Source organism: Pseudoalteromonas sp. AS71 (assembly GCF_038900275.1).
Lineage (GTDB): Bacteria > Pseudomonadota > Gammaproteobacteria > Enterobacterales > Alteromonadaceae > Pseudoalteromonas.
Genome location: NZ_JBBMQZ010000006.1, coordinates 62,896 through 86,028 on the forward strand (window position 1 = coordinate 62,896; position 23,133 = coordinate 86,028).

At 38.6% G+C, this 23,133-nt stretch carries 17 protein-coding genes; 7 read left to right on the forward strand and 10 right to left on the reverse strand.

The window, feature by feature from the left end; all coding sequences use genetic code 11:
- A complete protein-coding gene (locus tag WNY98_RS06080; protein WP_342877385.1) occupies nucleotides 1-711 on the reverse strand; it encodes an ABC transporter ATP-binding protein in 711 nt (236 codons plus the stop codon).
- A gap of 42 nt (nucleotides 712-753) precedes the next feature.
- On the reverse strand, nucleotides 754-2,007 hold the full coding sequence (locus WNY98_RS06085; RefSeq protein WP_342877386.1) for an HlyD family efflux transporter periplasmic adaptor subunit: 1,254 nt from the start codon (nucleotides 2,005-2,007) through the stop codon (nucleotides 754-756).
- A gap of 699 nt (nucleotides 2,008-2,706) precedes the next feature.
- Between WNY98_RS06085 and gltB the strand changes: the two genes are divergently transcribed.
- From gltB to WNY98_RS06100, 3 genes are all read left to right on the forward strand, one after another.
- Nucleotides 2,707-7,164 carry a glutamate synthase large subunit gene (gene gltB, locus WNY98_RS06090; RefSeq protein ID WP_342877387.1) on the forward strand — a complete coding sequence of 1,486 codons (4,458 nt, stop codon included), beginning with the start codon at nucleotides 2,707-2,709 and terminating at the stop codon, nucleotides 7,162-7,164.
- 9 nt (nucleotides 7,165-7,173) lie between these two features.
- A complete protein-coding gene (locus WNY98_RS06095) occupies nucleotides 7,174-8,589 on the forward strand; it encodes an FAD-dependent oxidoreductase (RefSeq protein ID WP_024598346.1) in 1,416 nt (471 codons plus the stop codon).
- Nucleotides 8,590-9,445: 856 nt separating this feature from the next.
- Nucleotides 9,446-10,468, forward strand: a complete 1,023-nt coding sequence (locus WNY98_RS06100) for a GGDEF domain-containing protein (RefSeq protein ID WP_342877388.1) — start codon at nucleotides 9,446-9,448, stop codon at nucleotides 10,466-10,468.
- A 9-nt stretch (nucleotides 10,469-10,477) separates the two neighbouring features.
- Here WNY98_RS06100 and WNY98_RS06105 read toward each other — a convergent pair whose 3' ends face one another.
- The 4 genes from WNY98_RS06105 to nadK form a co-directional block, all read right to left on the reverse strand.
- Nucleotides 10,478-10,801 (reverse strand): hypothetical protein, encoded by a 324-nt coding sequence (locus WNY98_RS06105; protein WP_342877389.1) that lies wholly within the window; start codon nucleotides 10,799-10,801, stop codon nucleotides 10,478-10,480.
- Between the two features lie 34 nt (nucleotides 10,802-10,835).
- Complete coding sequence (recN, locus tag WNY98_RS06110) at nucleotides 10,836-12,509, reverse strand: DNA repair protein RecN (RefSeq protein WP_024598349.1); 1,674 nt, start codon at nucleotides 12,507-12,509, stop codon at nucleotides 10,836-10,838.
- A 75-nt stretch (nucleotides 12,510-12,584) separates the two neighbouring features.
- Nucleotides 12,585-13,142, reverse strand: coding sequence for a hypothetical protein (locus WNY98_RS06115; protein ID WP_342877390.1), 558 nt, complete (start codon nucleotides 13,140-13,142; stop codon nucleotides 12,585-12,587).
- Nucleotides 13,143-13,217: 75 nt separating this feature from the next.
- Complete coding sequence (gene nadK, locus WNY98_RS06120; RefSeq protein WP_004335384.1) at nucleotides 13,218-14,102, reverse strand: NAD(+) kinase; 885 nt, start codon at nucleotides 14,100-14,102, stop codon at nucleotides 13,218-13,220.
- A gap of 154 nt (nucleotides 14,103-14,256) precedes the next feature.
- Here nadK and WNY98_RS06125 point away from each other — a divergent pair, with 154 nt between their 5' ends.
- Both WNY98_RS06125 and grpE read left to right on the forward strand, forming a co-directional pair.
- Nucleotides 14,257-15,222 (forward strand): HrcA family transcriptional regulator, encoded by a 966-nt coding sequence (locus WNY98_RS06125; RefSeq protein ID WP_342877391.1) that lies wholly within the window; start codon nucleotides 14,257-14,259, stop codon nucleotides 15,220-15,222.
- Between the two features lie 58 nt (nucleotides 15,223-15,280).
- Complete coding sequence (gene grpE / locus WNY98_RS06130) at nucleotides 15,281-15,892, forward strand: nucleotide exchange factor GrpE (protein WP_007375833.1); 612 nt, start codon at nucleotides 15,281-15,283, stop codon at nucleotides 15,890-15,892.
- Between the two features lie 34 nt (nucleotides 15,893-15,926).
- Here grpE and WNY98_RS06135 read toward each other — a convergent pair whose 3' ends face one another.
- Nucleotides 15,927-17,129: a Bcr/CflA family efflux MFS transporter gene (locus WNY98_RS06135; protein ID WP_342877392.1), complete on the reverse strand. Its 1,203-nt coding sequence runs from the start codon at nucleotides 17,127-17,129 to the stop codon at nucleotides 15,927-15,929.
- A 196-nt stretch (nucleotides 17,130-17,325) separates the two neighbouring features.
- Between WNY98_RS06135 and WNY98_RS06140 the strand changes: the two genes are divergently transcribed.
- Nucleotides 17,326-18,123, forward strand: coding sequence for a M48 family metallopeptidase (locus WNY98_RS06140; RefSeq protein WP_197185994.1), 798 nt, complete (start codon nucleotides 17,326-17,328; stop codon nucleotides 18,121-18,123).
- An 88-nt stretch (nucleotides 18,124-18,211) separates the two neighbouring features.
- Here the strand turns inward: WNY98_RS06140 and WNY98_RS06145 are convergent, their stop codons facing one another.
- The 3 genes from WNY98_RS06145 to WNY98_RS06155 all read right to left on the reverse strand — a co-directional run bounded on the left by WNY98_RS06145 (nucleotide 18,212) and on the right by WNY98_RS06155 (nucleotide 21,615).
- The gene (locus WNY98_RS06145; RefSeq protein ID WP_342875053.1) at nucleotides 18,212-19,228 is read right to left on the reverse strand and encodes an alpha/beta hydrolase; all 1,017 of its coding nucleotides are present in this window, start codon (nucleotides 19,226-19,228) and stop codon (nucleotides 18,212-18,214) included.
- Between the two features lie 151 nt (nucleotides 19,229-19,379).
- Nucleotides 19,380-20,168 carry a nucleoside-binding outer membrane protein gene (locus WNY98_RS06150; RefSeq protein WP_024599619.1) on the reverse strand — a complete coding sequence of 263 codons (789 nt, stop codon included), beginning with the start codon at nucleotides 20,166-20,168 and terminating at the stop codon, nucleotides 19,380-19,382.
- A 133-nt stretch (nucleotides 20,169-20,301) separates the two neighbouring features.
- Nucleotides 20,302-21,615 (reverse strand): Na+/H+ antiporter NhaC family protein, encoded by a 1,314-nt coding sequence (locus WNY98_RS06155; protein WP_342877393.1) that lies wholly within the window; start codon nucleotides 21,613-21,615, stop codon nucleotides 20,302-20,304.
- A 372-nt stretch (nucleotides 21,616-21,987) separates the two neighbouring features.
- On the opposite strand from WNY98_RS06155, the gene dapB reads away from it, so the two are divergent.
- Nucleotides 21,988-22,791: a 4-hydroxy-tetrahydrodipicolinate reductase gene (dapB, locus tag WNY98_RS06160; protein WP_342877394.1), complete on the forward strand. Its 804-nt coding sequence runs from the start codon at nucleotides 21,988-21,990 to the stop codon at nucleotides 22,789-22,791.
- The last annotated feature ends 342 nt before the right edge of the window (nucleotides 22,792-23,133 follow it).

Consider the following 23,133-nt stretch of genomic DNA (forward strand, 5'->3'; position numbering starts at 1 on the left):
TTAAACCCCCGATGCTGTTTTTATAGTTTGCGCGCCCTGATAAAGCGTAAAGTCGGCAAGTTGTCCATCAACTACTTGAATATTACGCGGAGCACGACGGGCTAATTCGCTATCATGCGTTACCATTACAATAGTGGCACCGTCGCGATTGATTTGTTCAAGTAACTCCATAACTTGGCGAGCCATTAAGCTGTCAAGGTTACCTGTTGGCTCATCGGCAAGTAAAAAACGAGGTTCACCAGCAAGCGCACGGGCTATTGCCACACGTTGTTGCTGGCCACCAGAGAGTTGTTGAGGTAAGTGTTTAGCGCGAGATGCTAAACCAACTTGTTCAAGGCATTGCTCAATTCGACGTTTTCGCTCATTTGCTTTAATCCCTCTGTAGCGAAGAGGAACTTCTATGTTTTCATATAAATTTAAATCGGGGATCAAATTAAAGCCTTGGAATATAAAGCCAATTTTTTGATTACGTAAATCAGCACGTTGGTTATCGTTTAGGCTGCCAACATTAACGCCATCCAACAGGTATTCACCTTCGTTAAAAGGCTCGAGCATACCTGCAATATTTAAAAAGGTTGTTTTTCCTGAGCCGCTAGGACCAGTAACAGCAATAAATTCGCCTTCTTTTACGTGCAGATTAAAATCTCGAAGCGCATGGGTTTGTACCATTTCTGTTTGGTATACTTTACTTACATTGTTCATTTGTAACATGGTTGTTCCTAATTATTTTTAGCGTTGGTTGAGAACGTCTGTTTAATTTAATAAAATCGTGTTGGCTTGCTTAAAGTCGCTGTAGCTTGAAATAATAATTTCATCGTTTTCTTTTAGTCCGCTTAAAAGCTCAACCGCATTAATGCTGGTGGCGCCTATTGTAATAGGTATACGCTTTGCAATATTGCCTTCTACCTTATAAGCTATAATTCCGCCTTGCTGCATAAATGCACCACGCTTTACTTGCATTACACCTTCTCGGTTGTCGAGTAAAATACGTGCAGTTAAGCGTTGGTTCTGACGAATATTGTTAGTAACACCTTTAAACCGGACGCGTGCTGTTACTTCACGATTATTTACTTCTGGTGATATGGCGGATAAATTCCCCATCACTGTTTCATTGCCTAACTTAAGCTCTACTTCCATACCGAGCCCTAATTCGTTTGCGTAACTTTCAGGAACTTGGAGTTCGGCTTCAAAATTACTTAAGTCGACGAGAGTCATAAGAGGTTGGCTTTGCGTCACTGCGGCTTTTTGTTGCACTAATAGGTTACCCACAATCCCTGTAACGGTAGCCTTAATAGATAGGTTTCTTACTTTTCGGATTAAGTCATCAACAATAAGTTGTTGGCGGATTACATCACTTTTAGCTGCTTGTAGTTCAAAGGCGAGCGTGTCTTTGGCAAGTAATACTTCTTGTTGTGCATGCTTATATGTGAGCCTTGCACGTGATAAATCATCAACTGCTTTTTCAAGATCAATTTGGCTGATTAAGTGCTTTTGAATTGATAACTGCGCACGACGATTTTCGCGCTCAGCGGCGTTAAGCTCAACTTGTGCCATATCGAGTGTTTTATTTAAGGTGAGTGTTTGGCGTCTTGCTTGCAAATGTTGCCTTTGCTGCTCGCCTTCAAGCCTTTTAAGTACAGACTCCTGTTGCTTTAATTCATTAGTCAACTCAGGACTTTGCAGCAGGGCAAGTGTGTCGCCTTGTTTTACTGTATCACCGGCCTTTACTTTTAAATCTATAAATCCACGTTCTGGGCTATAGATTTGAGGGGCATTGGCAGCAACAATTTTACCACTGGCGGCAATGTCCCGAATAAGTGCTTTAACATGTACTTTTGCAATTTGCACTATTGAGCGGCTAATAGAGCTTTTAGCGCTATGGCTAGTTAAAAAAATATAAGCAATTGCAGAGACCACAATGAAAACAATCGCAGTGATTATCGCGTATTTTTTATAGCTTATAGGAGCCTTTACTTGTACGTCTTGTGCGCTGGTATCTTTAATCATTTAATTTCCCCTAAGTTGCTTTTATGTATTTTTCGCACAGCAGTAATAAAGCTGCTGTGCAAATAGCGGCAATAGGAGAGAGTAAAAATAAGCTCAGAGTAAACATAGTAATTCCAATTAGCGATTATATATAAAGCTATACGATTAATATGCCAACAATTATGGTATTGATATTTAAGTGATTTTATTTTTTTTGTTCTTTAAATTCATGTCCGCGGACAGTTTGTGTGTCCGCATCGGACACTGGTTTAAATAAAAATTCACTATTAACGTACAAAAAATGACATGAACTTTCATAACTATACTAATGAGCAGCAATAATCGGGGATGTTAAGTCATTAAAGTAATGAAATAGCACAAAACTATCTAAATGTTAACTGAATAGCCCCTCCGTTGCTGAATACTTATTCACTTTTTGCTACCTTTACGTTTACGTAAGCTGTCACGACGAAGCCTTGTATTTTTTACAATATGTTAAAGTTGACACCAGTGTCATGAAAAAATAGTGGTTAAAATAACGCTAAATGTTAAAAGTAATGGTAAAAAGAAATCTTGCTATGAAGTGAGAAATATTCAAGAATGTGAATATGTATTCAAAGTGCTATTGACTCTATTTAAGATAGAGGCTAGTTTTGTCCGTCTGTTAGCAAATCGTCGAGTAGTTCATCCACGCTAACAGTGCAGCAAGGGGAGGGGTCTATGTTATACGACTCAAAGTTAGAAAAAGAAAATTGTGGCTTTGGCTTAATAGCTCAAGTTAATGGTCAAGCTAGCCATAGGCTTATTCGTACAGCTATTACGGGGCTTGATCGCATGCAACACCGTGGCGGTATATCTGCTGATGGTAAAACAGGTGATGGCTGTGGTTTATTATTACAAAAGCCAGATAGCTTTTTCCGTGCTATTGCTAGTGAACACAACTGGCACTTAGGCAAAAACTATGCAGTGGGTATGATATTTTTAAATTCAGATCCCGTTTTAGCGCAAGCTGCAAAAAAAATACTTAGTGAAGAATTAGAAAAAGAAACGCTAAATATTTTAGGTTGGCGTGTAGTACCAACCGACCCATCAATGCTGGGTCCTATTGCTGTACAGCAATTACCGGGTTTTGAACAAATTTTTGTTAGCGCGCCAGAAGGTTGGCGCTCTAAAGATTTAGAGCGTCGCTTGTACGTAGCGCGCCGCCGTGCTGAAAAGCGCATTGTTGATGACGAAGCTTTCTATATCGCAAGTCTATCTGGTTTGGTAACTATCTATAAAGGCTTAATGATGCCTGCAGATTTACCTAATTTTTATCTAGATTTAGCTGATATTCGTATGACGAGTGCGATTTGTGTTTTTCATCAGCGTTTTTCTACTAATACACAACCGCGTTGGCCTTTAGCTCAACCTTTCCGCTATTTAGCACACAATGGTGAAATTAATACTATTGAAGGTAACCGCCAGTGGGCACGCGCACGTTCATATAAGTTTGCGTCACCGCTTATTCCTGATTTACAAAGCGCAGCGCCGTTTGTAAACGAAACCGGTTCTGATTCATCAAGCCTAGATAATATGCTTGAGCTGTTTTTAGCTGGTGGCATGGATTTATTCCGCGCTATGCGTATGCTCGTGCCACCTGCATGGCAAAAAAACCGTGCAATGGACGATGATTTACGTGCATTTTACGACTTTAACTCTATGCATATGGAACCATGGGATGGCCCCGCCGGTATTGTTATGTCGGATGGTCGTTTTGCGGCTTGTAACCTTGACCGTAATGGGCTTCGTCCTGCGCGTTATGTAATTACACAAGATGGTTTTATTACGCTTGCATCAGAAGTAGGTATTTGGGATTACACTGCCGATGAAGTGGTTGAAAAAGGCCGTGTTGGTCCAGGTGAATTATTAGTCATTGATACTAAACTTGGCAAAATCTGGCACTCTGATGAAATTGATCAAGATTTAAAATCTCGCCACCCTTATAAATCATGGCTTGAAGAAAACGTTAAGCGTTTAGTTCCATTTGAAGAACTGACTGAGCAAGACGCCGGTAATCGCTCATTTGATGACGAAACGTTAGCTAAATATCAAAAAATGTTTGGTTATACCAACGAAGAGCTTGATAGCGTTATCCGTGTAATGGGTGAAAATGGTCAAGAAGCGACAGGCTCTATGGGTGACGACACGCCATTTGCTGTGCTTAGTGAAGGACACCGTTCGCTTTATGATTACTTCCGCCAAAAATTTGCGCAGGTAACAAATCCACCTATCGATCCACTGCGTGAAAACCATGTAATGTCGCTTGCAACCTGTATTGGTAGTGAGCAAAACGTATTTAACGAAACTACAGGCCACGCTAAACGCCTACAGTTTGATACACCAATTTTAATGTACGCAGATATGCAGCAGCTATTAAATGCTGATGAAGCGCACTACAGCTACTGTAAAATTGACATTACTTACACAGTTGAAGAGGGTTTAGAAAACGCGGTTACGCGTATTTGTGACCAAGCACAAGAAAAAGCAGCCGCTGGTTGTATCATGCTTATTTTAACTGACCGTAATTTTGATGAAACGAATTTACCAATCCCTGCGGCAATGGCTGTAGGCGCTGTACAAAAGCGCCTTGTTGATAACAACCTTCGTTGTGAATCAAATATTATTATTGAAACAGGTAGTGTGCGTGATGCGCACCAGTTTGCTGTGTTATTAGGTTTTGGTGCTACAGCAATTTATCCATACCTAGCGTATGAGTCGCTTGTTGCGATGAGCGACAGCAAAATTATTAATAAATCGTACTGCGAGGTTACTCTTGCTTACCGTAAAGCCATTAATAAAGGCTTATACAAAATTATGTCTAAAATGGGCATAAGTACGGTTGCGTCATACCGTTGTTCAATGTTGTTTGAAGCAGTTGGTCTATCTGATGCCATTGTTGACATGTGCTTTAAAGGTGTGGCAAGTCGCATACAAGGTGCATGCTTTACTGACTTTGATGACGATCAGCAAAGTTTGCACAAGCTTGCTTTAAGTAAGCGTAAATTATTAAGCCACGGTGGTTTATTTAAGTACGTTCACGGTGGTGAGTATCATGCTTATAACCCTGATGTTATTCAAACGCTTCAAAAAGCGGTGCGTTCAGGTGATTATAAAGACTACAGTGCGTACGCTGATTTAGTTAATAATCGCCCAATAGCGACTTTGCGCGATATGTTAGCGCTTAAATTACCTGAGCAAGGTATAAGCATCGATGAAGTAGAGTCTGCAGAAAACCTATACAAGCGTTTTGACTCAGCAGCAATGAGTATTGGTGCACTATCTCCAGAAGCGCATGAGGCGCTAGCAATTGCAATGAATCGCTTAGGTGGTTGCTCAAACTCTGGTGAAGGCGGCGAAGATAAACTGCGTTATGGTACAGAGAAAAACTCGCGTATTAAACAAGTTGCTTCAGGTCGATTTGGTGTAACGCCTCATTACTTACGCAGTGCTGACGTTATTCAAATTAAAGTAGCACAAGGTGCAAAACCAGGCGAAGGTGGACAATTGCCGGGTGAAAAAGTAACCCCGTATATTGCAAAACTTCGTTATTCGGTACCGGGTGTTACGTTAATTTCGCCACCACCACATCACGATATTTATTCAATTGAAGATTTAGCACAGCTGATTTTCGATTTAAAACAAGTTAACCCTAAAGCACTTATTTCTGTAAAACTGGTCTCAGAACCAGGCGTAGGAACTATTGCAACAGGTGTTGCTAAAGCATATGCCGATTTAATTACTATTTCTGGCTACGACGGCGGTACAGGCGCAAGTCCGCTTACTTCTGTTAAATATGCTGGTAGCCCTTGGGAGCTTGGTCTTGCTGAAACGCAGCAGGCACTTGTTGAGAATGGCCTTCGTCATCGTATTCGCTTACAAACAGATGGTGGCTTAAAAACAGGTTTAGATATTATTAAAGCAGCGATTTTAGGTGCCGAGAGCTTTGGCTTTGGTACCGGCCCAATGGTTGCGCTTGGTTGTAAATACTTACGAATTTGTCACTTAAATAACTGTGCGACCGGTGTTGCAACACAAGACGAAACACTTCGTCAAAAGCATTACCACGGCTTACCAGAAATGGCTATGAACTACTTTAAGTTCATAGCTCAAGAAGCGCGTGAAATTATGGCAAGCTTAGGTGTTGCAAATTTAACTGACTTAATTGGTCGCCTGGATTTACTAGAAGAAATTGAAGGTAAAACAGCGAAGCAAAAGAAAATTGATTTATCTTCTGTAATTGCTCAGCCAAATAACCCAACAGGTGAGACTCTTTATTGCAGTGTACCTAATAGCTCGCATTATTTAGGAAAGCTCAATGAGAGCCTACTTGCTAAGGCACAAGAAGCAATTGATGCATCAAGCGGTATTTCACTAGTAAGTCGTATTTGTAATACGGACAGATCGGTTGGTGCAATGCTTTCTGGCTATATTGCTGATAAATATGGTAATCAAGGTATGGCGGCAGACCCTGTAGCAATTGAACTACATGGTACTGCGGGTCAATCATTTGGTGTGTGGAATGCTGGGGGTCTTGAAATGACACTGGTTGGTGATGCTAATGATTACGTAGGTAAAGGCATGGCGGGTGGTAAGCTAGTAATTCGTCCACCACTTGGTTCGTCTTTTGAAAGTCATAAAGCAACAATTGCAGGCAATACATGTTTATACGGCGCAACGGGTGGCAAACTATTTGCTGCAGGTTGTGCTGGCGAGCGTTTTGCAGTGCGTAACTCAGGTGTGCAAGCGGTTGTAGAAGGCGTAGGTGACAACGGTTGTGAATACATGACGGGCGGCGTTGTATGTGTACTGGGCAATGTAGGTGTTAACTTTGGTGCGGGTATGACAGGTGGTTTTGCTTATATTTTAGATGAACGAAATGATTTTGAAAAACGCATTAATCCAGAGCTTGTAGAAATAGTAACACTGGATGAATTAACATCGCATCAAGAGCATTTACGCGGCTTAATTGCCGAGCATTTAGAGCTTACAGGCTCATGCCGTGCAGAAAGTATTTTAGCTAACTTTGAATTGTACTTACCTATGTTTAAATTAGTTAAACCGATATCAAGCGACGTAAAAAGTTTACTCGGGCATCGCGCTCGCAGTAGTGCCGAACTACGTGTTCAGGCGCAATAAGGGGGCAGTATGAGCGAAAATGTATATCAATTTATAGACGTGCAGCGTGTAGACCCACGCAAGAAACCAATCTCGTCACGTAAAAAATCTTTCGTAGAAATTTACGAACCCTTTTCAGAGAATCAGGTTAACTCACAAGCTGACCGTTGTTTAGATTGTGGTAACCCATACTGTGAGTGGAAATGTCCAGTACATAACTACATTCCACAATGGTTAAAGTTAATACGCACAGGCCGTATTATCGAGGCGGCTGAGCTTTCTCATCGTACAAATAGCTTACCAGAGGTTTGTGGGCGTGTTTGCCCACAAGACCGCTTGTGTGAAGGCTCGTGTACGCTCGACGAAGAGTTTGGTGCAGTTACAATTGGTAATATTGAAAAGTATATTACTGATGAGGCATTTAAAATGGGCTGGAAGCCTGATATGTCTTATGTAACATGGACCGACAAAAAAGTAGCTATTATTGGTGCGGGCCCTGCAGGTTTAGGGTGTGCTGATATTTTAGTACGAAATGGTGTTAAACCAGTGGTGTTCGATCGTCATCCAGAAATTGGCGGACTACTCACATTTGGTATTCCTTCTTTTAAACTTGAAAAATCAGTAATGCAAAAGCGCCGTGAAATATTTACTGAGATGGGCGTTGAGTTTAAGTTAAATGTTGAAGTAGGTGTTGATATTACACTTGATCAAATTTTAGCTGATTACGACGCTGTATTTTTAGGGGTTGGTACGTATCAGAGTATGCGTGCGGGCCTTGAAAACGAAGATGCACCAGGTGTTCACGATGCATTGCCGTTTTTGATTGGTAATACGAACCGTGTAATGGGCTACGACGAGACAAAACAACCGTGTATTGATATGGCTAATCAAAAAGTAGTTGTACTTGGCGGTGGTGATACAGCGATGGACTGTGTACGTACGTCTATTCGACAAAATGCGGCAAAAGTAACGTGTGCTTATCGTCGTGATAAAGAAAATATGCCAGGCTCTAAACGTGAAGTTAAAAACGCGAAAGAAGAAGGCGTTATATTTACGTATAACGTTCAGCCTAAAGGCATTGTATTGAACGATAAAGGTAAAGTGACCGGCGTTAAAATGGTTAAAACTAAATTAGGCGAACCTGACGCAAAAGGCAGAAGCCGCGCTGAAGAAGTACCTGGTTCAGAGCATGTTATTGAAGCAGACCAAGTTATTATGGCGTTTGGTTTCCAACCTCACAAAATGGATTGGTTAGAAAAATACGATGTAGAAATAAACCACTGGGGTGGCATCAATGCACCAGAACAAGGTGAGTTTACACATCAAACTACTAACCCTAAAATATTTGCTGGTGGCGACATTGTACGTGGTTCAGATTTAGTGGTAACTGCTATTTTTGAAGGACGTAACGCTGCAGAAGGTATTATGGATTACTTAAAAGTTTAATTGCTCGTATTGATTAAATGATATTTAAAGCAAGCCAAGAGGCTTGCTTTTTTATTTGTTCTATTCGAATGTAATATCAACGTAATTTGTGGCAAACGGGGCTATATTCACACCGCCTTTTGTATGATTTTCTTTAGCCATATCTCCAGTTACTAACTTCATACAGTAACTTCATATAGTAACTACCAGAAAAAGTTGCTTTGTCATTAGTGGTTGTTCTTTCTAAGCCTAATGCGTTTGCTTTGGCATCTACTAACCAGCTTTATGGGCTAGTTTCATACATACAAACGTTTCCGACACTCCTTTATTCTTTATATTCTAATACTAGTTCGGTTAATTAAGTGGTCTATCTTGAGATAATAGAATCGTGTCGATAATAAGGCTAAATTTTCGCTATTTAGCTGTTCTCGTTAAGTCCTCTTACAGTACTCTGCATTCATGCAGTCGTATCTCACAAGCGTTAACGCAGCTAGCATTAAGCTCAACTTCTGAAATTAATTAATGTGTTGTGTACTAGGTCCACACACAATTCATAGAACCGTTATTACCACCTTTAGCTGAGCAGGTTTATGTTATTGCTCTACACCCAGTCAGTTCAATTATTAAAGAAATAAAAGGGCAAACTTAAATGATTTTAGAAAATGGTATTAGGACTAAGTAATTTGATTTCATAAAAATGTATTTATCTGGGATAAGTGCAAAAGGCTAAATATATAGGCACAATTGTCAGTGCTAATTACTAACCTTAATAGTTGATTTAAATATAAAGTCAGTTCATTATTAAAGGCTGTTTACGGTTTGCTTACTTTATATAATAAGGTTGGCTCTTATTATAATGATAAAATAAATATAAATTATGTACGAATATTCAAACAATTCAGAAAGGAAGCTCATTGTCCGATTCTTTTCTTCGATAGGCTTTATAGCAACCTTTTCGATGGCTAGCTTAGCGTTTATCAATAATAGCTATTTATTAGCATTTACTTTAGTAGCTTCTTCGTTTGTTTATTTATTGGCATTCAATATAGGTAGAGGTGTAGAGAAATCTGCAACCATAATTTTATACAACCTTTATGCACTGATGTTTTACCTAGTCCTCACCGGTGGAGCACAAGGAACAGGACCAATATGGATATTTATAGTATCTCCTGTTACTTATTCAATACGTGGGCTTAAGCGAGGTACTTATGATATTGTTTTATTTTTATCGGCGATTGTTCTCGGTTTCTATTGCGCTGATACATTTAATATATATGACTACAATCCTGAGCAGTTTCCAGTCAGAATCATACTCGCTTTTATAATTGTTGCATCGCTGAGTGGTTATTACGAATTTTCAAGAGAAAAATACAGCAGTAAATTAATTGCTTTAAGCCAAAAAAATGAATTTTTAGCAACTATAGATCCACTCACTAATCTGCCAAACCGCCGTTTCACTATGAATAAGCTTATAGTTTTTAAAAATGAGCTTAAAAACAATAATATTCCGTTTGTAATATTATTAGCTGATGTAGATAATTTTAAAAAAATTAATGATCAATTTGGCCATGATTTTGGCGATGAAGCTCTTATCCATTTAGCCAAAACATTTGAAAATAATATTCCGCAAAATGCGATTGCTTCCCGTTGGGGTGGTGAGGAGTTTTTAATTGTGATTCCAGATGCAACAGTTGAGCAGGGGGAGCTCGTTGCAGAAAAAATCCATAATGCCCTTGAATCTTCAGCTGTAAGCCTATTCTCTGATAGTGTAAATATAACGCTAAGCATTGGCATCACAGCTGCAAACGCTGAGCGCTCAATTGACCTAGATATTAAGCATGCTGATGAACTACTTTATAAAGCAAAAGAGCAAGGTAAAAACAGAACGTGCTCTTTTTAAATGTTTATTTCAATCCATCGAGAACGAATCTAGAGATGGCCTTATTTTAGCTTTTCTGCGTTTTACGCTCATATAGCAAAATATATTGCACGCAACTTGTACCGTGATTAAAGCCCAATAAGTAATACCTAAACCACTTAATCCATTTTCTTTTTCGCTTGCAAGGTAATAGGCCACAACCGCTAGGTGAAAAACTAAAAAGCTATTTAAAAAACGAAATAAGCGTTGTTTAAAACAAGTATGTTTATATTTACTAAATATAATTAAACAGGTGCTTAGTACTAATAACAACCAACTTAAAATTATACAAAAATCAACTAAAGTACTGTGCATTATTTAATCCTTGAAGACGTTATTTACTAACATATTAGGCGTGAGCCATTATTAGTTCTTTAGCATTTGCTTTAGCTGTTTTACTTATATTGTCACCGCCTAGTAAACGGGCTATTTCATTAATGCGGCCATCTTTATTTAAAGGCAGCATATGAGTAAATGTCTCCCCTTGTGCTATTTCTTTAGCTACAAAAAATTGCTGATGTGCACTACTGGCAACTTGCGGTAAATGAGTCACACAAATTACTTGGGTCGACTTTCCTAACTGGCGTAATAACTTACCTACAGCAGATGCCGTTGGGCCAGAAATACCGACATCAACTTCATCAAAAATAAGTGTTGGAGTTGTTACTTTTTGGGCAATAATAACTTGTATAGCAAGGCTTATACGAGAAAGCTCACCACCTGATGCTACTTTAGCTAATGGTTGAAGTGGTTGCCCCGGATTAGTTGATACTAAAAAAGAAACATTATCAAAGCCTAAGCTGTTTGGTGTACGATTACTCTCTTGAGTTAAGGCTATTTCAAAAACACCGTTTTCCATAGATAAATTAGCCATGCTTTCACTTATTAATATATTCAGTGTATTAGCATACTCACAGCGGCTTTTACTTAATTCATCAGCAGTTTGCTTATAACTAAGTAATGCGCTTTCTATTTCTGACTCAAGTTGCTCTAGGCGATTACTATTATTACTTATTGACTCAAGCTCTTGAGCAATTGATTGATGAAACTCAACTAACTGCTGGGGTTTTATATGATGCTTACGCGCTAAATCCATCGCACCACTTAGTCTATTCTCTACTTCAACTAAGCGGGCAGGGTCTAAATCTGCTTGCTCAGTGTAATTACGCACTTCACGGCTTGCTTCTTCAACTTGTACTGCGGCTTCACTAAGCATAGCAGCTACGCTTGCTAAACTTTCGTCATATTGAGCCAGCTCAGTAAATTGTTGAGCACTATGCTGGAGTAATGAACAGGCATTTTGCTCATCACTTTCGTATAACTGTTGTAATTCGCGTTGGCACGATTCTAATATCGTTTGACTATTACTAAGCTTATAATGCTCAGCTTCAATTAAATCAAACTCATTCTCTTGCAATGCAAATTCATCAAGTTCAGCAACTTGATATTCTAATAATTGTTTTTGCGCAGCTTGCTGCTGCTGCTGTTGCTCTAAGTGTTTAAATTCTTTTTGTAAGTTAGCAAACTGTTTATAGTTTTTATTTACCGAGTTAACTAAGTGGTGATGCCCTGCATAGGCATCTAAAAGCTGTAACTGATGCTCAGCTTTTAATAAATATTGGTGGGCATGTTGTCCATGAATAGATATTAAATATTGTCCAAGTTCTTTTAATTGTGACGCGGTAACTGAACTACCATTAATATAGCTTTTACTACGGCCGTTTTTGCAAACAACACGACGCAACAAGCACTCATTGTCTGAAGTGCTTAGCATATGTTGCTCTAAAAATGCTTGAGCAAGCGGTAGATCTGTTAAGTCAAATTGTGCACATACTTCTGCTTTATCAGAACTTGGGCGCACTGCTGATGCTTCAGCGCGTTCACCTAAGCACAGGGATAGGGCATCTATAGCAATAGATTTACCAGCACCTGTCTCACCTGTGATCGCGGTCATACCGCTGCGCCACTCGGTGCTTAAATTACTCACGATTGCGAAATTTTTAACTTCTAAACCAATTAACATACTGTTTATCCATCCAGTCAATTAACTGTTAATTTATACAGTGTTTTGGTTTTTTGCAAATTAATTTTGTATTATTTACGCAACACTTACATCTTGAGTAAACTGTGTTTCGGTAGTCTGGGAGGAGGTATCAATTTTATCATAAACAATATCAGTAAGTTGTACAGTGTCTTCAGTTTTAATTAGAGATATGAGGGGAGGTAGTACATTTATATAAAAACTCTTATTGTATAAAATTCCTTGCTGAGGTAATTCAGATACAAAGTACTGTATATTATCAATCAATGGTTGAATTATATTTGTCTGATTAGTTTTAATTAACTCGTTAGACAACGTGTTAATTAGCAAGTCGGCGATATCTTCAAGCTGTTGCAAGTTCTCGTCTGTATGTGGTTGAACTACAAAAAAATTATTCACAATAGCTTGAATGCGAGGAATGTATTTTGGGCGAATTATTTTAGCATCAAGTAGTTCATTAAGCTTTGTTTTAAGGCGAGTATTTACATGCGAAACACGTTCATTAAATAGCTTTTTTCTAGCTTCAATTGCCTTTTTACGATTACTTTCTACTTTAAGGTAAGTAGCTAGTAATGTAATCAATAACAATAGAGCAAAAAAAACAACATAAGTCATTATTATCCGTTCCTGAAATGGTTAATTATTTTTATAGTGACATTTTGCTCTATAGTACTGCTTTTAGCAATAAAATTAGTATAAACGACTACCCCAATTTAGTTTTGTACGCAAAACGTTGTAGTAAGAGTAATTTTTTGGATGAATTAAGCGCAACTGTTTATCGGCTTTTTTAATTACTACTTCATCGCCGGGTAATACGGCAAGAACTACATGGCTGTCGCAACTTACCTGAAGGCTATCTGTATTTTCTAGGCTTAGCTTTAAACGAACCTCGTTATCGGCATCTACCACTAAAGGTCTGCTAGATAAGGTATGAGGAAACATAGGTACTAACGAGATTGCATTTAGCTCGGGCGTTAAGATTGGCCCGCCACCTGATAGCGAATAGGCTGTAGAGCCTGTCGGGGTTGATACTATTAAACCATCGGAGCGCTGAGAAAACACAAAGTCATTATTTATAAAAGCTTCAAATTCAATCATGTGCGCCACTTTATCGGCATGAAGTACCGCTTCGTTAACAGCTGAGTTGGCGCTTTTTAATTCATTATGTCGATATACTTCTACTTCTAATAAAAAGCGTTTTTCTTCTAAGTATTCACCACTGAGTACTTGCTCTAAGCTTGCTTCAAACCCTTCAGGGTTTAAATCAGTTAAAAAGCCTAGGTTACCTCTATTTACACCAATTACAGCAATGTTAAAGCGTGCAAGCACGCGTGCTGCGCCAAGCATGTTACCGTCACCGCCTACAACAATGGCTAAATCGGCTTGTTCACCTAAGTCGACTAACTTAACAAGTTTGTCATGCGGAATATCGTCTAACTGGCTCCCTGTACGTTTTTCTACTATTACCTCAAAGCCAAGCGCAAGTAAAAAGGTATGTAAACGCTGCAGAGTAGCCGCTGCTCCCGGGTGATTAGGTTTGCCAATTAGGCCTATGGTGTTAAAAGGAGAGTCCATAATGTACGCACAAAGAGATTTAATAATAGTAGAGTAACTCAAAACAGAAGTGTTTGAAAATACAGATTATAGCAATATTATAAACCTTCAATTTTATTCGCAGTGAGTTAGCTGCACGACTTGAAAAAGAACTAAACGCCCCGATATCTCTTTCATGCAACAAGATGTAGATACCATGAAACTAAACTCACGAGATCAGCAAATTTTTTCAGCTGTTATGAACATGTACTGTAATGGTGAAGGCTTGCCTGTTCCATCAACAAAAATTGCCAAGCTCAAAGGCATGGCAGTGTGTTCGGCTACAGTTCGTAATGCTATGGCTCGCTTAGAAAAAGTGGGCTTATTGTATTCACCTCACACATCCGCTGGGCGAGTGCCGACAAATGAAGGATTTGATTATTGGTTTGACGAATTTTTTGTGCTTGGCGATATCGCTAATTATTGGCAACCACAGCAATCACAACTCGTTGAGTTAGCCCATGGTTTGAGCCAAAAATATCAAGTCTGTTGTTGTGTTGGTTTACCTCAAGCCAGCTCACAGCAAGTATTTAGAGTAGAAGTGCTTGATTTTGATTCTACCGACTGGCTTATTTTATTAATAGATAGGGCAGGGCAGAGTCACAATATTTGTATTGATAAACCTCATGATTCGTCAGACTCTGTTCGTTATCAATTTGCCACATGGTTAAATACAGTATTTAGCCAACAAACCTTAATGGAAGGTTTGTACCGTATGCAAGCTATGGCAAATACAGCGCCTCGAAATTGCCATGATTCGCTTAATCAATGGACGCGACAATTGAGCCAGAAATTAGGCTCAGATAACAGTATTGTTGTTGGTGAAAATTACCTCTACAAACAAATTGATTGCGAGCAGAGCTTAAATATTGGTGTTTCATTTTTAAATTACGTAGAAGATAAGCTCGCTTTTAAAAACGGGTTATCAGTACTTAATAGCGAAAAGCTGCCTTTTACTGAGTGCAACGAATTGATTGTAATAAGTGTGCCATACTTTCAAAATCAAGAATATCAAAGCCGCTTTTGTATAATTTGTCCTAAATCAGCGCAGATTGAAGAAATAATTCAAGAATTTAAATTAATTGAGGCATCTAACTCTTGAATCTTTTTATTCAATCCCCATAATTACCGCAGTTGTAAAGAATTGGAGCACGTATTTTATGTCTGAGCAGACACAAAACCCTGAGCAAGAAGTAGAATTAAACGAAGAAATTTCTAAAATGCAGGCTGATGTAGAAGCAGCAGTAGAAGCCGCTGATCAGCATGCAGAACAAGAGCAAAGCCCTGAAGCAGAAATTGCTATGTTATATGCAGAGCTTGAAGCTGCAAAGCAAACAATTGCTGATCAAAAAGACGGTGTTGTTCGTGCCGCAGCAGATGTAGATAATATTCGTCGTCGTGCAGCACAAGATGTAGAAAAAGCACATAAATTTGCACTAGAAAAATTTGCCAACGAATTATTACCTGTAATTGATAACCTTGAACGTGCTATTGAATTTTCTGATAAAGAAAATGAGACTTTAAAGCCGTTGCTTGAAGGTATTGATATGACGGTTAAGAGCTTTAATGACGCTGTTTCTAAATTTGGTGTTGAAATTGTAAACCCACAAGGTGAGCAGTTTAATCCAGATTTTCATCAAGCAATGTCAATTCAGCCAAGTAACGATGTAACACCTAATACAGTGCTTGCTGTTATGCAAAAAGGTTACACATTGAATGGTCGTTTATTACGCCCTGCGATGGTTATGGTTTCTAAAGCTGCTGATGCTTAATTAATTTAAGATTATTAGCTTTGATAAAAATGCCTCATATTGAGGCATTTTTTTTGTCTGTTTTATAGTGAATTAACTGCACGAGCATAGTGAGTAACACGGCGCTAAACATTAAACTTGAAAATGGCACTGCGCTTTCTGCATGCATAATGGCAAGTAGCGGGCCAACTAATGCACCACTACCAAAACGAAGTGTGCCAATTACGGCCGTTGCCGTACCTGTGTTTCTTTCAAATTTCATTAATATTAGCGAATCAGCATTACTTGCAGTGACACCTAAACTCATCATTAATGGCGCAATAGCAGCCACAATATAATAAAGTGATAAGTGCAATATGCTAAATGTTAACAGCGAAAGCCCCGATACAAACCCACATACAAGCCCAATATAGAGCATTTTTCGAGAGCCCAGCCTTGGTACAATTCGCGTATTTAAAAAGTTACCAAACATCAGCGCCATTACGTTAAACGCAAATAGCACACCAAATAATTGTTCTGAAACCTCATATAAATCTAAATATATAAAAGGTACTGAGGTTAAAAAGCAAAAAAATCCAAACGATACAAACATAGAACTGAGTATATCCGCACGTGCGTCTTTATTACTGAGTACTGTTTTATAGCTATCAAAAAACAGAGCAAGGCCCTTTTTTTCATTTGTATGAATAGGTATATCTATTAAATACACTTGTACAAACGCTAATATTAAAAAGCTATAACCAGCAAGTACTAAAAATATGCTCGACCAAACAGAGAACCCTAAAATAAACGAACCAACAGAGGGGGCTACTAACGGTGCTACCATCATGATCATCGACACATACGACATTCCCTTAGCTGTATTTTGCTGATAAATATGGCGAATAATACCCGGTACGACTACGGTTGCTGCAGCTCCCGTAAATGCTTGCACTGCTCTAAGAGTCCAAAATGCATGGATTTCGGTGGTAAATGCCAGTGCAAGTGAGCTTGCGCCAAATAGGGTTAAGCCAATACGTGCGAGCTTACGACGGCCAATTTGATCGGCAATAGGGCCAAAAAATAACATACCTAATGAATAACCAGCTAAGTAAATACTCAACGATATTTGTACATTTGGCATATTAGTTTGTAAATCGTTTGCAATTACCAGCATGGCGGGCAAATACATATCAATCGCCAATGGAGTAATCGCTACGATACTGGCTAATAAAGGCAATAAAATACGGGTATTAAAAGACGAGGCTGAGGCGTCCATGTGTAAACTCAACAATCACTAAAAACAAGGGTTATAGTGTAACAGGGCATTGTATTTGGATAAACTTAGTTTGCCTGCTAAGTTTATCGTCTCATCGCATCTTTTAATATAAAGGTATATAAAGCAAATATTTTAAATTGGTACTGTGTTTGCTATTCTACAAGCAATAAAAAATTTATTACTTAAGAGAATTACCATGAAAAAACTAGTACTTGCAGTATTAGCGACAGCTGTTTTAGCCGGTTGTAAAACGTCGCCAACAGGACGCACACAAATAGCGCTTTACTCAGATCAACAAATGAGTGAAATGGGCACTGCTAGTTTTGCAGATATGAAAAAAAACCAACCAATTAATAAAGATGCAAAAACAAATGCATATGTAAATTGCATTGCTGAAAAAGTAGTGGCTGTATTACCAAAAGAATACGCGTCGCAAAATTGGGAAGTAGTTGTATTTGAAGATGAATCTGCTAACGCTTTTGCACTACCTGGTGGTTACATTGGGGTTCATACGGGCTTATTAAAAATAGCCACGAATCAAGATCAATTAGCAACAGTGCTAGGGCACGAAGTAGGGCACGTTATTGCTGAGCATTCTAATGAGCGTGTTTCACAAAGCTCTATTTTAGATACCGGTATGCAACTTGGTAGTGCAGCACTTGAAATGGGTAATATTCAATACCGTAACGAAATTATGCAGGGTCTAGGCTTAGGCGCACAGTATGGTGTTGTTTTGCCATTTAGCCGTTCGCACGAGTCAGAAGCTGATGAAATTGGCTTAGATTTAATGGCGGAAGCAGGCTTTAATCCACAAGAATCAGTAACCCTTTGGCAAAATATGAGTGCTGCAGGCAGTGGTACAACACCTGAGTTTTTATCAACTCACCCAGCGCCAACTAACCGTATTAAAAACTTACAAGCGCAAATGAGCAAGGCTCTTGGCGAACAAAGTACAGCTAAAGCGCAGGGTAAAAACCCACAATGTAAGCTGTAATTTAGCTTATATAATAAAAACCCTGTAAATAGTTTACTTACAGGGTTTTTGTTTTTTTACTATAAAAACTTATTATCTAGTATTCAGGTTATTTAGTATTAAGTGCCTTGTTAAATACGTCTTTAAAACGATCAAAATCTTCAATTTGCGGCAAATGACCTAAATTATTCAGTTCAAATAGTTGAGCATTAGGGATAAGTGATGCAGCATGCTTACCTAACTTATCGTATCGACCAAGCTCGTAATCAACACCGTCTTTTTTCCAGTTGCGACCTGGACCGGTCCTGTCTCGTGTACCAATAATTAATTTAACCGGCACAGTTAAATCTTTAAATTCGGTTATTACAGGCTGAGTGAAAATCATGTCATATGTTTTAGCATTTACCCACGCCATTTTTTCTTTATCTGGGCCTTGTATTTGCCCTGTTATAAAGTCAGTTAAGGCTGAATATGTTGTATTCCACTTACCATCGTAGTAATTTTTTTGTTGATACTTTCTTACACCTTCAGGTGTTTTTGCTAATTCATTTTTATAGAAAAAGTTAGTATCTTTGTAATCAACATACTGCAAGTAGTTTTCAAGCCCAATAGGGTTTACTAAAATTAGCTTTTTAGTGGTGTTTGGATACATTAAAGCAAAACGACTCGCTAGCATCCCGCCCATTGAGTGCCCTAATACAATCGACTCCTTTATATTAAGTGAATCTATTAACGCGTGAGTATGATGAGCAAGCGCCGCAAATGAATATTGATAATCCGTTGGTTTAGACGATTTGCCAAAACCAATTTGATCAGGGATTAATACGCCGTAACCTAAAGATTGCAGGTATTGCGCAGTTGTAGTCCAGTAATCTGCATTAAAATTTTTGCCATGCATAAGCGTAACTGTAGGCATGTCGGATTTGGTTGGCTTTAAGTAAATATAGGCCATTTTTAATGATTGCTTTTGCGACTCAAGTGCAAAATAATTTACTTTAAAATCGTATTCGTAATTACTTAAAAGTGCATCGTAAGATAGAGATTCTGTATTTACTTCACTACTTGCTAAAGCATTATTAGTTAAAGCTAACAATGCAGAAAAACAAATAACTTTGATTGATGACATGTTGATACTCCTAGTAAGGCAAGCGTGTGGCTTAAATGAAGTACGACAATAGCTAAGTATTAGACGCTGTTCAATTAAATACTTTTTATGCATAAAAAAGGGAGCGCTTAAAAGAGCTCCAATATATGTAATTTTAACGCAGTGTGGCTGTTTAAAATGTCCACTCTACATGTATTTGTGGAACCGATTCGGTCACTTCAGTACCTAATTTGTTGTGCCAGTATTGAAGCTCCATACCTAGCAATAGTGTGTTTTCTTTCATTTGAAGGGCGTAACCCATATCCCACACTAAAATAGGCTGTGCGAGTATCCACGCTTCTACATCGTTACCAAATTCATCTTCACGCTCTGCAATGTATTCAGCGTGGCCTTTAAAGCTAAACTTTTGTGAGCCAATAGTGAAAGGATATTCAAAAGCTACATCAAGCATCCAGCTATTAGTTTCAATAGGTGCGCCGCCTTTTGCGACACCTTCACTATCGTCAATGTAGGCTGTGAACAGCGTTTGAAAAAAGTTGAACCCAGGTACATCCCAGCTTAATTTAACACCTGGTAGATACTTCATTACTTTTGCATCGCCAGCAACGTTAATACCGCCCGTTAGGCCAACATCTAATAATGCGCCAGAGCCAATTTGCTTACCAGTGATGGCAGATAAGCTTACCGTTGAATACCACTCACCATAAAAATCAGCATCTTGGTAACCATCATCTATATCGTCTTTACTGTAATCGATAAAAAAGAAGTTATCGCCGTAGTCATAGCCCGATGCATGTTGAACCGAGTAAACTGTGGTGTCTGACTCTTGCTCAGTGAATGGATTTTTTTGGCTGCCATTATTTATATGTAGTGCTGTACTGCTCCAATTGGCAGCAAAAGCCGACGATGATAAAGCTAGAGAAGTAAGGGTAATAAAAGGGAGTAATTTTTTAAATTTCATAACTGTTTAATAACTATAATTTTAGTGACACGCGGAAGCGGCAATTATAGCAGAAGAGATTGATTTGTTGATCGCTAATTTAACACATGTTGCAGCCTACTTAATAAGCTGCAACATGTAATAACTCAATTTATTACGCTTTATTACGGCGTAAACAAATAATAGTAATCGCCGTAAATGCTAAAATAAAACAGTAATAAGAAGACGTTGATACTTCCCACGGGCTAATTTTAAACGTAGCACCTAACAGTAGCGCTTGTGCGCCATAAGGAAGTGAGCCTTGCGTTACACAAGCAAATATATCAAGTAAACTTGCAGAGCGTTTACCGCTTATTTCACCATCATCTGCCAGCTTTTTAGCAATAGGGCCAGCAACAATAATAGATACGGTGTTATTGGCAATACACATATTACTTGTCATAACCAATGCTGCAATACCTAATTGATCGGCCACTTTACGGTGCCATTTTGCGATGATTTTAGTTATGGCTTGAATTTTTTGAGCAATGTAATCAAGGCCACCGTTAATCCGAATAAATTCAGATAAGCCACCAATAAACATTGATAGTAAAAATATTTCCTGCATATCGGTAAAGCCTTTGTAAATGTCTTTTACAAAGCTTGCGCCTTCATAACTTCCTGTAAAGCCCATTAATGCAGCAAAAATAATACCGCTAAACAACACTACAAATACGTTCAAGCCAGCAACGGCTAACACTAAAATAAAGGCATAAGGAAGTACTAACCAAATATCATAATCTTTGGTTTCAACAACTTGCGCCGCAGGTGTTAAATAAAACAATAAGCCAATAGTTAGTATTGCAGCAGGGACTGCAATTTTAAGATTCTCTTTAAACTTGTCTTTCATTTCACAGCCCTGAGTTCGCGTGGCTGCAATAGTGGTATCGGAAATAATTGATAGGTTATCGCCAAACATAGCACCAGATACAATCGTACCTGCCATTAAAGCTGGATCTATACCTGTTTTAATTGATACAGCATAAGCAATAGGCCCAATAGCACCAATCGTTCCCATAGACGTACCCATTGCTGTGGATACAACCGCTGCAATTAAAAATAAGCCAGGAAGCAACAACGCAGCTGGAATAAGAGATAAGCCTGCATTTACTACCGCATCCACACCACCGGTTGCACTGGCAACGGCAGAAAAAGCACCTGCAAGTAAGTAGATTAAACACATTGTAATAATATTGTTGTGCCCGGCACCCTTAATAAAGGTTTCTACACATTCATTTACTGTGCCTTTATTTAAAATGAACGCAAGCATTATGGCAGGTAATATAGCCACTGGAGCAGGAAGTTGATAAAAAGCGTAGTCAACCCCTTGAGATTGTAAATATAAACCAGAGCCCAAAAATAGTGCTACAAAGGTTAAAAGGGGTAGTAAAGAAAGTATTGCTTTGTTTTTGTTAAATGATGGCTGCATCATAATCCTCGAAACCAGTTAATTTACAACAGCCAAAAATTCCTCTTTTAGCTGAATTTAGCAAATCTACCTACTATGTTAATCATTAACAAAATTAGGAGAATGCAGCGCCCGCAAGCCAAAGACCAAATCGACGCGAAAGAGAAGTTTAAATGTATAGATGGCTAAAGTAAACTGGTATTGTTATTATTATTTAATTAAAGGGTTACCTGACTATTGCATGACTTTTAGATAATATCTACAAAGTAACGCTATTTTCAGCGATTAATATTTGTCCAACTGCATAAAAATGCCCAAACGCGTATTTGCAATGCTCCGGATATATACTCAGATTAGTAAAAAACGGATTCAAATTTAAATTAGGTAAAAACAATGACTACAAATCGAATAGGCGTTTTTGGTGCTAACGGCAGAATGGGCTTAGCATTACTGGAAGCTGCAACAATTAAAGAGCAAACAGAACTTACAGGTGCATACGTTCGTAGCAGTTCATCGTTATTAGGTATTAATGTAAATCAAGTAAATAGCGCAGCCGATAATAGTGTTAGCTTTAGCGAAGAAACCACAATAGATAATGTAGATGTTTTAATCGACTTTACGCTTCCCGCGGGTATGAAAAACCATTTAAAAACCGCTGTAGCACAAAAAATTCCTATGGTTATTGGTACAACGGGTTTAACAAGCGACGATATGGCACTTTTACACGATGCCGCTAAGCATATTCCTATTGTATTTGCGCGGAACTACAGTGTAGGAGTCAATGTATTACTGAACCTTGTGCAAACCGCAGCGATTAAATTTGGTGACGATTTAGATATTGAAATATTTGAAGCGCATCATCGCCATAAAATAGACGCACCATCGGGTACTGCGCTCGCTATAGGTGAGTCAATCGCAGAGGCAAAAGGCTGGGATCACGACGAGGTTGCTGTATATGACCGCAGCCAAGTGGAGACCGCTAAATCGCAAAACGAAATTGGTTATTCGGTACTAAGAGGGGGCGATATAGTAGGTGAACACACCGCATACTTCGCCACAATGGGCGAAAGACTCGAATTAACCCATAAAGCAAGTTCAAGAATGACATTCGCTCTAGGTGCTGTAAGGGCTGCAAGCTGGTTGAAAAATAAACCTGTAGGACTTTATGATATGCAAGATGTACTAGATCTGAAGTAGTTTAGTTACTTTTTTAGCTGTTTGGGTCTAATTTTACCTACAGTGACTTGTTTGTAACAATTTACCAAATAATGTTAGACCTAAATAGCATATTCATGTAATATGCAGCCAATTTGCCAAAAATTACTAAATGCGTGTTTCCAATTATACCCAAGTGGCTAGTAAATCCAGGGTTTCAGTGGGAATAAAAATAGTTTTAGGCAAGAAAAATGATTGAAGGTTTAGTGGTTTACATCTGCATCATTTAAGACTGCGTAAAACAATTTAAGCTCACAAAAATCTGGTTTTGACGAACCCTCTGGGTATTGGCGGGGTGTTAGGCATATGCTTACTCCCGTTTTT

Bases quoted from the DNA above. Each gene is read 5' to 3' on its own strand.
- WNY98_RS06080 (WP_342877385.1), bottom strand. From the start codon at position 711: ATGTTACAAATGAACAATGTAAGTAAAGTATACCAAACAGAAATGGTA.
- WNY98_RS06085 (WP_342877386.1), bottom strand. From the start codon at position 2,007: ATGATTAAAGATACCAGCGCACAAGACGTACAAGTAAAGGCTCCTATA.
- gltB (WP_342877387.1), top strand. From the start codon at position 2,707: ATGTTATACGACTCAAAGTTAGAAAAAGAAAATTGTGGCTTTGGCTTA.
- WNY98_RS06095 (WP_024598346.1), top strand. From the start codon at position 7,174: ATGAGCGAAAATGTATATCAATTTATAGACGTGCAGCGTGTAGACCCA.
- WNY98_RS06100 (WP_342877388.1), top strand. From the start codon at position 9,446: ATGTACGAATATTCAAACAATTCAGAAAGGAAGCTCATTGTCCGATTC.
- WNY98_RS06105 (WP_342877389.1), bottom strand. From the start codon at position 10,801: ATGCACAGTACTTTAGTTGATTTTTGTATAATTTTAAGTTGGTTGTTA.
- recN (WP_024598349.1), bottom strand. From the start codon at position 12,509: ATGTTAATTGGTTTAGAAGTTAAAAATTTCGCAATCGTGAGTAATTTA.
- WNY98_RS06115 (WP_342877390.1), bottom strand. From the start codon at position 13,142: ATGACTTATGTTGTTTTTTTTGCTCTATTGTTATTGATTACATTACTA.
- nadK (WP_004335384.1), bottom strand. From the start codon at position 14,102: ATGGACTCTCCTTTTAACACCATAGGCCTAATTGGCAAACCTAATCAC.
- WNY98_RS06125 (WP_342877391.1), top strand. From the start codon at position 14,257: ATGCAACAAGATGTAGATACCATGAAACTAAACTCACGAGATCAGCAA.
- grpE (WP_007375833.1), top strand. From the start codon at position 15,281: ATGTCTGAGCAGACACAAAACCCTGAGCAAGAAGTAGAATTAAACGAA.
- WNY98_RS06135 (WP_342877392.1), bottom strand. From the start codon at position 17,129: ATGGACGCCTCAGCCTCGTCTTTTAATACCCGTATTTTATTGCCTTTA.
- WNY98_RS06140 (WP_197185994.1), top strand. From the start codon at position 17,326: ATGAAAAAACTAGTACTTGCAGTATTAGCGACAGCTGTTTTAGCCGGT.
- WNY98_RS06145 (WP_342875053.1), bottom strand. From the start codon at position 19,228: ATGTCATCAATCAAAGTTATTTGTTTTTCTGCATTGTTAGCTTTAACT.
- WNY98_RS06150 (WP_024599619.1), bottom strand. From the start codon at position 20,168: ATGAAATTTAAAAAATTACTCCCTTTTATTACCCTTACTTCTCTAGCT.
- WNY98_RS06155 (WP_342877393.1), bottom strand. From the start codon at position 21,615: ATGCAGCCATCATTTAACAAAAACAAAGCAATACTTTCTTTACTACCC.
- dapB (WP_342877394.1), top strand. From the start codon at position 21,988: ATGACTACAAATCGAATAGGCGTTTTTGGTGCTAACGGCAGAATGGGC.